This window comes from Pantoea coffeiphila (genome assembly GCF_016909495.1).
Classification (GTDB): domain Bacteria; phylum Pseudomonadota; class Gammaproteobacteria; order Enterobacterales; family Enterobacteriaceae; genus Erwinia; species Erwinia coffeiphila.
The window spans coordinates 1-10,721 of sequence record NZ_JAFBFW010000016.1 but is presented as its reverse complement, the minus strand read 5'-3'; the positions used below and the strand labels follow the sequence as shown (position 1 = coordinate 10,721).

Annotated in this window: 15 protein-coding genes; 9 read left to right on the top strand and 6 right to left on the bottom strand. The window is 50.9% G+C overall.

Features of this window, described 5'->3' with window-relative positions:
* The first annotated feature begins 26 nt into the window (after nt 1-26).
* Genes JOE09_RS25610 through JOE09_RS25600 form a run of 3 tightly spaced genes read left to right on the top strand, consistent with a single transcriptional unit; the run spans nt 27 to nt 1,134 of the window.
* Complete coding sequence (locus JOE09_RS25610) at nt 27-398, top strand: DnaJ family domain-containing protein (protein ID WP_205067820.1); 372 nt, start codon at nt 27-29, stop codon at nt 396-398.
* Nucleotides 398-829: a Zn(2+)-responsive transcriptional regulator gene (gene zntR, locus JOE09_RS25605; protein ID WP_205067819.1), complete on the top strand. Its 432-nt coding sequence runs from the start codon at nt 398-400 to the stop codon at nt 827-829. The genes JOE09_RS25610 and zntR overlap by 1 nt, the downstream gene beginning before the upstream one ends.
* Before the next feature lie 56 nt (nt 830-885).
* On the top strand, nt 886-1,134 hold the full coding sequence (locus JOE09_RS25600) for an alternative ribosome rescue factor ArfA (protein WP_205067818.1): 249 nt from the start codon (nt 886-888) through the stop codon (nt 1,132-1,134).
* A 6-nt stretch (nt 1,135-1,140) separates the two neighbouring features.
* On the opposite strand, the gene mscL is transcribed toward JOE09_RS25600, so the two are convergent.
* The 5 genes from mscL to def form a co-directional block, all read right to left on the bottom strand.
* Complete coding sequence (mscL, locus tag JOE09_RS25595; RefSeq protein WP_200560870.1) at nt 1,141-1,554, bottom strand: large-conductance mechanosensitive channel protein MscL; 414 nt, start codon at nt 1,552-1,554, stop codon at nt 1,141-1,143.
* A gap of 130 nt (nt 1,555-1,684) precedes the next feature.
* The gene (gene trkA, locus JOE09_RS25590) at nt 1,685-3,061 is read right to left on the bottom strand and encodes a Trk system potassium transporter TrkA (protein ID WP_105595755.1); all 1,377 of its coding nucleotides are present in this window, start codon (nt 3,059-3,061) and stop codon (nt 1,685-1,687) included.
* Between the two features lie 62 nt (nt 3,062-3,123).
* Nucleotides 3,124-4,413 carry a 16S rRNA (cytosine(967)-C(5))-methyltransferase RsmB gene (gene rsmB / locus JOE09_RS25585; protein WP_205067817.1) on the bottom strand — a complete coding sequence of 430 codons (1,290 nt, stop codon included), beginning with the start codon at nt 4,411-4,413 and terminating at the stop codon, nt 3,124-3,126.
* Nucleotides 4,414-4,463: 50 nt separating this feature from the next.
* Nucleotides 4,464-5,411 carry a methionyl-tRNA formyltransferase gene (gene fmt / locus JOE09_RS25580; RefSeq protein WP_200546704.1) on the bottom strand — a complete coding sequence of 316 codons (948 nt, stop codon included), beginning with the start codon at nt 5,409-5,411 and terminating at the stop codon, nt 4,464-4,466.
* A gap of 27 nt (nt 5,412-5,438) precedes the next feature.
* Complete coding sequence (def, locus tag JOE09_RS25575) at nt 5,439-5,948, bottom strand: peptide deformylase (protein WP_105595752.1); 510 nt, start codon at nt 5,946-5,948, stop codon at nt 5,439-5,441.
* 126 nt (nt 5,949-6,074) lie between these two features.
* Here def and dprA point away from each other — a divergent pair, with 126 nt between their 5' ends.
* From dprA to JOE09_RS25545, 6 genes are read left to right on the top strand one after another with little or no spacing between them, the layout of a single operon-like run.
* Nucleotides 6,075-7,199, top strand: coding sequence for a DNA-protecting protein DprA (gene dprA, locus JOE09_RS25570; protein ID WP_205067816.1), 1,125 nt, complete (start codon nt 6,075-6,077; stop codon nt 7,197-7,199).
* On the top strand, nt 7,171-7,644 hold the full coding sequence (gene smg / locus JOE09_RS25565; protein WP_105595750.1) for a DUF494 family protein Smg: 474 nt from the start codon (nt 7,171-7,173) through the stop codon (nt 7,642-7,644). Before dprA ends, smg begins: the two co-directional genes overlap by 29 nt.
* A 25-nt stretch (nt 7,645-7,669) precedes the next feature.
* Nucleotides 7,670-8,239 (top strand): DNA topoisomerase family protein, encoded by a 570-nt coding sequence (locus tag JOE09_RS25560; protein WP_200546775.1) that lies wholly within the window; start codon nt 7,670-7,672, stop codon nt 8,237-8,239.
* The gene (tsaC, locus tag JOE09_RS25555; protein ID WP_205067821.1) at nt 8,223-8,789 is read left to right on the top strand and encodes an L-threonylcarbamoyladenylate synthase type 1 TsaC; all 567 of its coding nucleotides are present in this window, start codon (nt 8,223-8,225) and stop codon (nt 8,787-8,789) included. The genes JOE09_RS25560 and tsaC overlap by 17 nt, the downstream gene beginning before the upstream one ends.
* A 7-nt stretch (nt 8,790-8,796) precedes the next feature.
* Nucleotides 8,797-9,615: a shikimate dehydrogenase gene (aroE, locus tag JOE09_RS25550; RefSeq protein ID WP_205067815.1), complete on the top strand. Its 819-nt coding sequence runs from the start codon at nt 8,797-8,799 to the stop codon at nt 9,613-9,615.
* On the top strand, nt 9,612-9,872 hold the full coding sequence (locus JOE09_RS25545; protein ID WP_205067814.1) for a DUF1488 family protein: 261 nt from the start codon (nt 9,612-9,614) through the stop codon (nt 9,870-9,872). The genes aroE and JOE09_RS25545 overlap by 4 nt, the downstream gene beginning before the upstream one ends.
* On the opposite strand, the gene JOE09_RS25540 is transcribed toward JOE09_RS25545, so the two are convergent.
* On the bottom strand, nt 9,839-10,393 hold the full coding sequence (locus JOE09_RS25540; protein WP_205067813.1) for a gamma carbonic anhydrase family protein: 555 nt from the start codon (nt 10,391-10,393) through the stop codon (nt 9,839-9,841). The two genes, JOE09_RS25545 and JOE09_RS25540, sit on opposite strands and share 34 nt — an antisense overlap.
* Between the last annotated feature and the right edge of the window lie 328 nt (nt 10,394-10,721).

The following is a 10,721-nucleotide window of genomic DNA, read 5'->3' as shown; positions in this document are numbered from 1 at the left end:
GCCTTCCTGCCAATGGAGGTGCATCAGTGTCATTACTCGATCAACTTGCTGAACAGCATATTCTCGCAGCCCTGCGAGAGGGCGAACTTGATAATCTACCCGGAGCTGGTCAACCATTACTGCTGGATGATGATCGTCACGTTCCTAAAGAGTTACGCGCAGGATATCGACTGCTAAAAAACTCTGGCTACCTGCCACCCGAGCTGGAGATGCGTCGAGAGGCTATCGAACTTGAACAATTGCTGCACGGTATCGATCCACAGGATGAGTGTTATGAACTTCATGCGAACCGATTACATCTACTCGAGTTACGGCTGAGGCAGGCCGGGATGAGCACGGATTTTCTACACGGTGGGTATAGCTTAAAGATTAAACAGCATTTCAGCGAGGATAAGTAATGTATCGTATCGGACAGCTGGCCAAACTTGCAGATGTAACACCGGATACCATTCGTTTTTATGAAAAGCAGCAGATGATGGATCACGAGGTCCGTACGGAAGGTGGGTTTCGCTTGTATAGCGATAATGATCTGCAGCGGCTCAGATTTATTCGCTACGGGCGGCAGCTGGGCTTCACGCTTGAAGCTATCCGTGAATTGCTTTCGATACGCGTTGATCCAGAGCACCACACCTGCCAGGAATCGAAGACCATTGTTCAGAAACGGCTGACGGAAGTTGAAGCGATGATCGCCGAATTGCAGCACATGCAGCGTTCACTAAAGCGTTTAAACGATGCCTGCTGCGGCACTGCTCACAGCAGCGTGTACTGTTCGATCCTGGAAGCGCTTGAAAAGGGTGCAATGACACCTTTAGCTAAAACGGGTGATTGAATTCTGCTTCGGCGAGGCCTATATTCATCACCGAAATCTATCAACAGGAGTTTACCGTGGCAAATTATCAGCACAGGAAAGGCGTTATTCGTGATAACGCACTCGAAGCTTTACTCAGCGACCCGTTATTTAAACCGCGAATTGAAGTCAACGTTAAAGGTAAAGGAAGTTATCGCCGCAAAGAAAAACACGGCAAAAAAGGTAACTGGGAGGCCAGTGGTAAATGCGATATCAAACATTTACCACTGGTCTTCCACTTTACAGGCATAAAAAAACCGTCGAATCCGACGGTTTTTTCTATCTGATTACGCTTACAGCGTTTTATTGTTCTGCGCTTTCAGCAGATCGCGGATCTCGGTCAGCAGCGTCTCTTCTGCGGAAGGCTTAGGCGCCGGTTTTTCCACTTCTTTCTTCTGATACATTTTGTTCATAATCTTAATTGCCATAAAGATAGCAAAGGCAACGATGACAAAATCAAAAATGGTTTGAAGAAATACACCGTATTCCATTACAACGGCTGGTGCAGTACCGTCGGCCGCTTTCAGTACCCAGCTAAACTGCTTGAAATCAACGCCGCCAATCAGCAGGCCCAAAGGTGGCATGATGATGTTTGCGACGAGAGAGGACACAATCTTACCAAACGCGGCACCGATGATAACACCGACGGCGAGGTCAACGACATTGCCACGCATCGCGAAATCGCGAAACTCTTTGAATAAACTCATTGTTATCTCCTTTCCTGTGCCAGGTTGTAAAGTCTAACAAACCATCGCCGTTTTTCCACGATGAGATCGAATAAAGATCATTGATTAGTGTAGTAAAAAGACCGGCAATGCACATGCATTGCCGGATGAGTTACAGGAAGAAAGGACTCGGCTGGAACAGACGCTCAACGTCAGGAACAAATTTCTTATCGGTCAGGAACATAATCACATGATCGCCCTGCTCAATACGCAAATTATCATTGGCAATCATCACGTCGTTACCACGTACAACAGCACCGATAATTGTACCCGGTGGCAGTTTGATATCATCAATCAGGCGACCAACTACTTTGGATGTAGTCTCCTCGCCGTGGGCGATGGCTTCAATTGCTTCCGCCACGCCGCGACGTAACGACGAAACGCCAACGATGTCCGCTTTACGTACGTGGCCCAACAGTGCCGAAATGGTTGCCTGTTGAGGTGAAATGGCGATATCAATTACGCTACCCTGGACCAGATCGACGTAGGCGCGCCGCTGGATCAGCACCATGGCTTTTTTAGCCCCCATGCGTTTAGCCAGCATGGCCGACATGATGTTAGCTTCGTCATCATTGGTGATGGCAATAAACAGATCGATTTGATCAACATGTTCTTCAGCGAGCAGTTCCTGATCCGAAGCATCACCGTAAAATACGATGGTATTTTGCAGATGCTCAGCCAGTTCCGCTGCGCGCTGCTGATCGCGTTCAATAAGTTTTACGCTGTAGTTCTTCTCAAGCCGCTGCGCCAGACCAAAACCAATATTGCCGCCGCCGACGATCATAATGCGTTTATAGGGCTTTTCCAGACGCTGATACTCGCTCATTACTGCACGAATATGCTGGCTCGCTGCAATAAAGAAGACCTCATCGCCGGCTTCAATAATCGTTGATCCCTGTGGGCGTATAGGGCGATCCTGGCGAAAAATCGCGGCAACTCGGGTGTCGATGTGTGGCATATGCTCCCGCATCACGGAAAGCGCATTACCGACCAGCGGTCCACCGTAATAGGCTTTGACTACTGCCAGACTGACTTTTCCCTCGGCAAAATTCACCACCTGCAGGGCTCCAGGATATTCGATCAGTCGATAAATATTATCGATGACCAGCTGTTCCGGTGAGATCAAATGATCGATCGGCACGGCTTCGGGGATAAACAGCTTATCAGCATCGCGAATATAGTCCGGTGCGCGGATACGCGCGATGCGATTGGGCGTGTTAAACAGGGAATAAGCGACCTGGCAGGCAACCATATTGGTTTCATCAGAGTTGGTCACGGCAACCAGCATATCTGCATCTTCAGCCCCGGCCTCCCTTAATACGCGAGGATGAGAGCCGTGGCCCTGCACAACGCGCAGGTCAAACTTATCCTGGAGCTGACGCAGCCGGAGAGGGTCGGTATCGACCACGGTAATATCGTTGTTTTCACCGACCAGGTTTTCTGCGAGCGTGCCGCCAACCTGTCCAGCGCCAAGAATGATGATTTTCATATTGCTTCAGTCTTTCTTATTGTTGTTCGGTTAGTGGCGCCACCGGTGCAGCGCCATGGGGGTTATGCTTTTATTAACTTCGCGTAGTAGAACCCATCACCGCCCTCTGCTTGAGGAAAGACCTGAATTCCCGGCTGGGCCATATTACCTGTATCAACCAGTCGGGCATCAGCATGGCTCTTCAGGAACTGGCTTACTTGCAAATGGTTTTCTTCCGGAAGTACCGAACAGGTCGCATATAGCAGCGTACCGCCTGATTTCAGATGGGGCCAGATCGCTTCAAGGATTTGCTGTTGCAGTGCCGCAAGTTCGGCAATGTCGCGATCGCGGCGCAGCCACTTGATATCCGGATGACGACGAATGACACCGGTAGCAGAGCAGGGAGCATCAAGCAGGATACGATCAAACTGCGTCTGGCCACACCATTCTGCCGGGGTACGACCATCGCCGAGTTTAACCTCTGCTTTCATCCCCAGGCGTTGCAAATTCTCGCTAATTCTAGCCAGACGCTGGGCATCAACGTCAATAGCCATCACATCAGCCTGCGGAGCGGCTTCCAGAATATGAGTTGTTTTACCGCCGGGTGCTGCGCAAAGATCGAGGATCTTCTCGCCGTTTTGTGGATCGAGTAGAGCAACGCAGCCCTGAGCTGACGCATCCTGGACGGTTACCCAGCCCTGGTCAAAGCCAGGTAATTGGCCTACCGCGCAGGGTGTTTCCAGGCGCAGCGCATCGATGTGTTGTGGATGCGGAAATGCTGTTTTCCCGCTTTCTGTCAGCAGATTAAGCCAGGCATCGCGGCTGTGATGCTGGCGGTTAACGCGCAGCCACATCGGTGGGCGTTGATTATTGGCATCAACAATCTGTTGCCACTGCGTTGGCCAGGCCTGCTTGAGGCGCGTCAGCAGCCATTTAGGGTGCAGATATTGCTGGTCACCCTGGTTCATTTGCTGCATCAGCTCTTCCTGCTGACGCTGGAATGTACGAAGTACGCCGTTAATCAGCCCTTTCAGCTGTGGACGTTTTAAGGCGATAGCGCCATCTACCGTTTCCGCCAGAGCTGCATGAGCAGGAATGCGGGTGAACATCAGCTGGTAGAGACCAACCATGATCAGAAAATGGATCGCGCGCTGTTTTCCCGTCATAGGTCGGGACATTAACTTGCTGACAATCCACTCCAGCTGCGGCAGCGTACGAAGAACGCCATAGCACAATTCCTGCAGTAGGGCAGCGTCCTTTTCTCCGACCGATTTCTGTGCGGCAGGTAACACATTACTGAGCGACTGCCCCTGTTCGACAACCTTTTCGATAGTCTGCGCGGCAACGCAACGTAAGTTTGTATTTTTTTTCATAGTGGGTTCGCAATTGAAACGACTGCCCGGGTTGAGTCCCGGGCAGATTATCAGGCAATAATGTTGCCCGGAATGAACCATTCACGGCGGGAGTTGAGCAGATCCTGTGCTTTCATCGCTTTTTTGCCCGCTGGCTGTAGCTCTTCGATATTGAGCACGCCGTCTGCAGTGACAACCTGAATACCCAGTTTATCAGCCTGCAGGATTTCACCCGGCTGGCGGTTATTCACCGCAGGGAGTACGGAGGCTTTCCATACTTTTACCGGCTGCTCATCAATGATGAAGTAGCTAACCGGCCACGGATTGAAAGCACGAATGCAGCGTTCCAGCTGTGCGGCGGAAAGCGACCAGTCGAGGCGGGCCTCTTCTTTACTCAGCTTTTCTGCATAGCTGACCAGTTCTTCATTCTGCACTTCCGGTGTGGCGCTACCTTCGGCAAGCTGCGTCAATGTCGTCAGCATACCGGCAGGGCCAAGGTCTGCAAGCTTGTCATAAAGTGTGGCGCTGGTGTCGCTGGCTTCAATAGGGCAGGACAGCTTATAAAGCATATCTCCGGTATCCAGTCCGACATCCATTTGCATAATTGTCACGCCGGTATCTGCATCGCCCGCCCAGAGTGAACGTTGGATCGGTGCAGCGCCACGCCAGCGTGGCAGCAGAGAACCGTGAACGTTGATGCAGCCCAGGCGAGGCATTCCCAGCACCGCCTCAGGCAGGATCAGTCCGTAGGCAACAACGACCATCACATCGGCTTCCAGCTGAGCGACCAACTGCTGATTTTCTAGCGGACGTAAGGATTTTGGCTGAAATACCGGAATGTTGTGCTGCTCAGCCAGCTGTTTAACCGGGCTGGCGGTCAGTTTATTACCGCGTCCGGCCGGGCGGTCGGGCTGGGTAAACACGCCAACAATCTGGTGCCCTGATGACAGCAGCGCGTCAAGATGACGCGCTGCAAAGTCAGGGGTGCCGGCAAAAATGATCTTTAATGATTCGGACACGTTATTCCCTTCAGTCAATCAAGACGCTCAGTCACGGGCATTCTGGCGATAAAGCTTTTCCAGTTTCTGGCGAATACGCTGACGTTTCATTGGCGACAGGTAATCGATAAACAGTTTTCCAACCAGATGATCCATTTCATGTTGGATACAGATCGCCAGCAGATCGTCAGCTTCAAGCTCAAAACTTTTGCCATCACGGTCGAGCGCTCGAATTTTTACTTTTTCCGAACGAGGGACCAAAGCGCGTTGTTCCGGAATCGACAGGCAACCCTCTTCAATACCGGTTTCGCCGCTTTCTTCCAGCAGTTCAGGGTTAATCAGCACCAGGCGCTCATCGCGATTTTCTGACACATCAATCACGATGATGCGCTGATGAATATTTACCTGAGTGGCGGCCAGGCCGATGCCTTCTTCGGCATACATGGTTTCAAACATATCATCAACGATACGTTGAATATCGGCATTTACTTCTTTCACGGGTTTCGCAACGATGCGCAGGCGCTCGTCAGGAAAATGTAATACCTGCAAGACTGACATAACTTTCCAGATTCGTGTTCAAGGGATTAAATATTTATCCCTCTTATTGTAGACATTTCACGCTGTGATTGACAGCATTCCTGGCAGGTAACCTTCAGGGGGAAGGGGCGATATCAGGGATGAATTATGTCACCATTGGAATGTGCATTAAGGCTGTCGGGTGTTTCCGGGTTATCCAGTTTGCAGCGGGAATCTCTGCTCGGCGCTTTACTACAACTTAACAGTCCGACGTCTGCCGATCTGGCTGGTCTTGGTTTGCGCAGCGAGCAACGACTGGCATTTGAACAGTATGACGAGAAAATCCTGGTTCAAAGTGAAATCTGGCTGAATGAGCCACAGCATCACTTTATTACGCCATCCAGTCCTTATTATCCTGAGCGATTAAAAACTATCGATAACTTTCCTCTGATGCTCTTTATTGCGGGCGATCCGAGACTGCTATCTTCACCACAGCTGGCGGTTGTGGGGAGTCGTTACTGTTCTCATTACGGTCGTGACTGGGGCACCTGGTTTAGTCAGGCACTGGCACTGAGTGGTTTAACGATTACCAGCGGCCTCGCGCTGGGAATCGATGGAATTGCACATCGCGCTGCGTTGGCAGTACACGGTAAAACGCTGGCAGTGTTGGGAGGGGGGCTGGGGGCTATTTATCCCCGACGGCATAAGGGACTGGCACAGGATATTATCGACAGTGGCGGTGCTTTGGTCTCTGAGTTTCCGCTGCATGTTGCTCCCCTGGCCCACCATTTTCCACGGCGTAATCGAATAATCAGCGGGTTAAGTCACGGCGTATTGGTGGTTGAAGCAACGCTAAAGAGCGGTTCGCTGGTAACGGCACGGCTGGCTCTGGAACAGAACAGAGAGGTGTACGCGCTGCCCGGCGCATTGGGCAATCCCGGGAGTGAGGGAACCCACTGGCTGATACAGCAGGGGGCGATGCTGGTTGCACATCCCAATAATATAGTTGAGCAAATGCAAAGTGGCCTGTCGTGGATACCCGATTTGCCAGCAGCTGCAAACAATTCAGCAGAGAGCAGCAATCCTCCATTGCCATTTCCCGATGTGTTGGCTAACGTAGGAGATGAGGTTACACCTGTTGACGTCGTCGCTGAACGTGCCGGCCAACCTGTGCCAGCCATCGTAGCTAAGCTGCTTGAGTTGGAGTTAGCAGGGTGGATCGCAGCTGTACCCGGCGGCTATGTCCGATTGAGGAGGGCAAGCCATGTTCGACGTACTAATGTACTTATTTGAAACGTATATCCACAACGAAGCAGAAATGCGCGTTGATCAGGATAAATTGACTGATGATTTAACCGATGCCGGTTTTCATCGTGAAGATATCTATAATGCGTTGAACTGGTTGGAAAAGTTAGCTGATTATCAGGACGGCCTTGTCGCTCCTATTCTGCTAACTACCGATCCGCTGTCTATGCGTATCTACACCGAGGAAGAGAGTCAGCGTTTAGATGCTAACTGTCGTGGTTTTATTCTGTTCCTGGAACAGATTCAGGTACTGAATCTGGAAACCCGCGAAATGGTTATCGAACGTATTATGGCTCTGGATACCCTCGAGTTTGATCTGGACGATCTCAAATGGGTGGTGCTGATGGTGCTGTTTAACATCCCCGGATGTGAAAATGCCTACCAGCAAATGGAAGAGCTACTTTTCGACGTCAATGAAGGAATGCTGCACTGAAGATTGCCTTCGTGTACAAAAAGTTATGAATAAAACAGCGCTTTTCGCTGTGCGAAAAAATGAACCCTGCCCCGAATGTGGGGCAGAACTGGTCATCCGCTCCGGGAAGCATGGCGCTTTTCTAGGCTGCTCACATTATCCCGAATGCGATTATATTCGTCCGCTGAAAAGTCAGACTGACGGGCACATAGTAAAAGTGCTTGATGGGCAACTTTGCCCGCTATGTGGTGCCAGCCTTGCACTGCGGCAGGGGCGCTATGGTATGTTTATCGCCTGCAGCGACTACCCTGAATGCGCACACACCGAAATCATCGATAAGCCTGATGAAACCACGATCGCCTGTCCGCAGTGCGCCAACGGTAAGCTGGTGCAACGTCGATCGCGGTATGGCAAAACATTCCATGCCTGCGATCGTTATCCTGACTGCCAGTTTGCTGTGAATTTCACACCTGTAGAAGGTATCTGCGAGTTCTGTGCGTTCCCATTGCTTATTGAAAAGAAAACCGCCAGAGGCGCTAAGCGTTTTTGCGCCAGCAAAGCCTGTGGCAAACCCGTAACAGCAGGAAATGGTTGTGAAGATGAATCAAAAGCATGACTCACTTGAGCTATGTATCAGACAGTTACAGCTGTCAGCGGTCATTGCTTATCCCACCGAAGCAGTATTTGGCCTTGGCTGCGATCCCGACAGTGAATCGGCCGTTACGGCATTGCTGGCGTTAAAACGTCGGCCTGTGGAAAAAGGGCTGATTTTAATCGCTGCCGAATATGAGCAACTCGTTCCTTATATTGCTGACGAACAGCTTAGCGCAGAGCAGAAAGAGCGCATGTTTTCCCGTTGGCCAGGGCCGGTAACATGGGTATTGCCTGCGCGGGCTGAGACGCCGCGTTGGTTAACCGGTCGCTTTAATTCGCTGGCCGTTCGCGTTAGTGACCATCCGGACGTTGTGCAGCTGTGCAGCCAGTTTGGTAAGCCACTGGTTTCCACCAGTGCAAACCTGAGTGGATTACCTCCTTGCCGCGATGCAGATGAAGTCCTGGCACAGTTCGGTGCTGATTTCCCGGTATTGCGGGGGGAAACGGGGGGGCGCCTCAATCCCTCAGAGATTCGCGATGTATTGACCGGTGAATTAATTCGCCAGGGATAAGAATGCTATGTCGTCCTTTGTTGTTTTCGGTAATCCAATTAAGCACAGTAAATCTCCCCGTATTCATCAGCTCTTTGCCGAGCAAACGGCAATTCCTCATCCTTACGATCGCTTTTGTGCTCCGTTGGAAGGGTTTAAGCAGGCGGTGGATGAATTTTTTGCTCAGGGTGGTGGTGGTGCAAATGTCACATTGCCTTTTAAACAACAGGCTTACGAGCTTTGCTCTGAACTGACGGAACGCGCGGCGCTGGCCGGGGCGGTGAACACTCTTAAAAAATTGGATGACGGTCGCATTCTGGGAGATAACACTGACGGTATTGGTTTGCTAAGCGATCTGCAACGGCTCAACTTGATCAAAGAGAACGACAGGATTCTGTTGATCGGCGCGGGTGGTGCTGCACGTGGGGCGATTCTGCCGCTGCTCAATTTCAACTGCAGTATCACGATCGTTAACCGTACCCATGCTAAAGCAGAGGAGCTGGTCCAGGTCTTCCAGCATCATGGTTCTGTTCGAGCGCTGGCGGCAGATGAGCTTCATGATGCGCAATTTGATTTAATTATCAATGCAACCTCCAGCGGAGTGGCCGGCAGTATACCGGACCTGCCTGCGGTACTGGTAAATAGCCAGGTTCGCTGCTACGACATGTTTTATCAGATCGGCGATACGCCGTTTCTTTTATGGTGTCGGCAGCAGGGAGCAACCGATCTTGCTGATGGGTTAGGCATGCTGGTGGGCCAGGCCGCTCATGCATTTATGCTTTGGCATGGCGTTATGCCGGAGATCGCTCCTGTTATCGATAAGCTAAAACATGAGATGCAGGCGTGAATCAGGCGATTCAGTTTCCTGAACGTGAGTGGTGGGATGAGGGCATCCAGGCCGTTTGCTTCACCGCGCTGGTTAACGGCTTTCAGCTAGTCTGTGCGATTCACGGCGAAGAACTGCTTCGCCGTTATCATGATGAATTCATCGCGTTGGATGCTTTTCGCAAAAATCGCTGGGATATAGAAGAAGAAGCAACCCACGCGATAGAGCTGCAGCAGGAAAACGATCAGGGCTGGCTTTGGCTCTCTTCAGCGAGATAGTCGTTTTTCCATGTGACATAGTTATTTGCTGAATAGAGCAGCCCTGCAATTTCAGCTTCCGTTAGCGGTCGAGCTTTCTTTGCCGGGCTGCCTAAATAGAGATAACCGCTTTCAAGGCGTTTGCCGGGTGAAACCAGGCTGCCGGCACCAATCATTACATCATGCTCTACGACTACACCATCCAGTAGTATTGCCCCCATACCGACCAGAACCCGATCGCCAATGGTACAGCCGTGAAGCATAGCCTTATGCCCCACGGTAACGTCTTCACCTATTACGAGGGGATATCCATCTGGATTAGCTGCTGACTTATGTGTCAGATGCAGAACGCTACCATCCTGAATATTTGTACGTTTACCGATGGTGACCTGATTAACGTCGCCGCGAATCACCACCAAAGGCCAGATCCCCACATCGTCATCGATCACCACATTGCCAATGATCACACTGGTAGGATCGATCATTACCCGCTTGCCCAACTTCAGATTCACTCCTTTATATGCACGTACATTGTGACTCATAGCTGCCTCACTGTTGATATGATCCTGTTAGCCTAGTGTTTGAAAGGATCCTCAGGCAAGAATTCTTGGTAAAAACAGGCTTAAAAACGTGCGAAATGCCTGTTATATCATCGATAAGAGTGAAAGTTCGGCGGTTGGGAAAAAAGATCGCAAAAAGACTTGTGCATTAAAACGGGATCCCTATAATGCGCAACCACTGAGACGGCACAGCGGCTTACGAGTCAGCCACTCAGGAGGTTCAGAAAGTTGTCTGAACCGCCGGAAAAAACTTCTCAAAAAGAAGTTGACTCCGAAGGAGGAAAGCGTAATATACGCCACCTCGCAGCAG

Bases quoted from the DNA above. Each gene is read 5' to 3' on its own strand.
- zntR (WP_205067819.1), top strand. From the start codon at position 398: ATGTATCGTATCGGACAGCTGGCCAAACTTGCAGATGTAACACCGGAT.
- mscL (WP_200560870.1), bottom strand. From the start codon at position 1,554: ATGAGTTTATTCAAAGAGTTTCGCGATTTCGCGATGCGTGGCAATGTC.
- trkA (WP_105595755.1), bottom strand. From the start codon at position 3,061: ATGAAAATCATCATTCTTGGCGCTGGACAGGTTGGCGGCACGCTCGCA.
- rsmB (WP_205067817.1), bottom strand. From the start codon at position 4,413: ATGAAAAAAAATACAAACTTACGTTGCGTTGCCGCGCAGACTATCGAA.
- def (WP_105595752.1), bottom strand. From the start codon at position 5,948: ATGTCAGTCTTGCAGGTATTACATTTTCCTGACGAGCGCCTGCGCATC.
- dprA (WP_205067816.1), top strand. From the start codon at position 6,075: ATGTCACCATTGGAATGTGCATTAAGGCTGTCGGGTGTTTCCGGGTTA.
- smg (WP_105595750.1), top strand. From the start codon at position 7,171: ATGTTCGACGTACTAATGTACTTATTTGAAACGTATATCCACAACGAA.
- JOE09_RS25560 (WP_200546775.1), top strand. From the start codon at position 7,670: ATGAATAAAACAGCGCTTTTCGCTGTGCGAAAAAATGAACCCTGCCCC.
- tsaC (WP_205067821.1), top strand. From the start codon at position 8,223: ATGAATCAAAAGCATGACTCACTTGAGCTATGTATCAGACAGTTACAG.
- aroE (WP_205067815.1), top strand. From the start codon at position 8,797: ATGTCGTCCTTTGTTGTTTTCGGTAATCCAATTAAGCACAGTAAATCT.
- JOE09_RS25540 (WP_205067813.1), bottom strand. From the start codon at position 10,393: ATGAGTCACAATGTACGTGCATATAAAGGAGTGAATCTGAAGTTGGGC.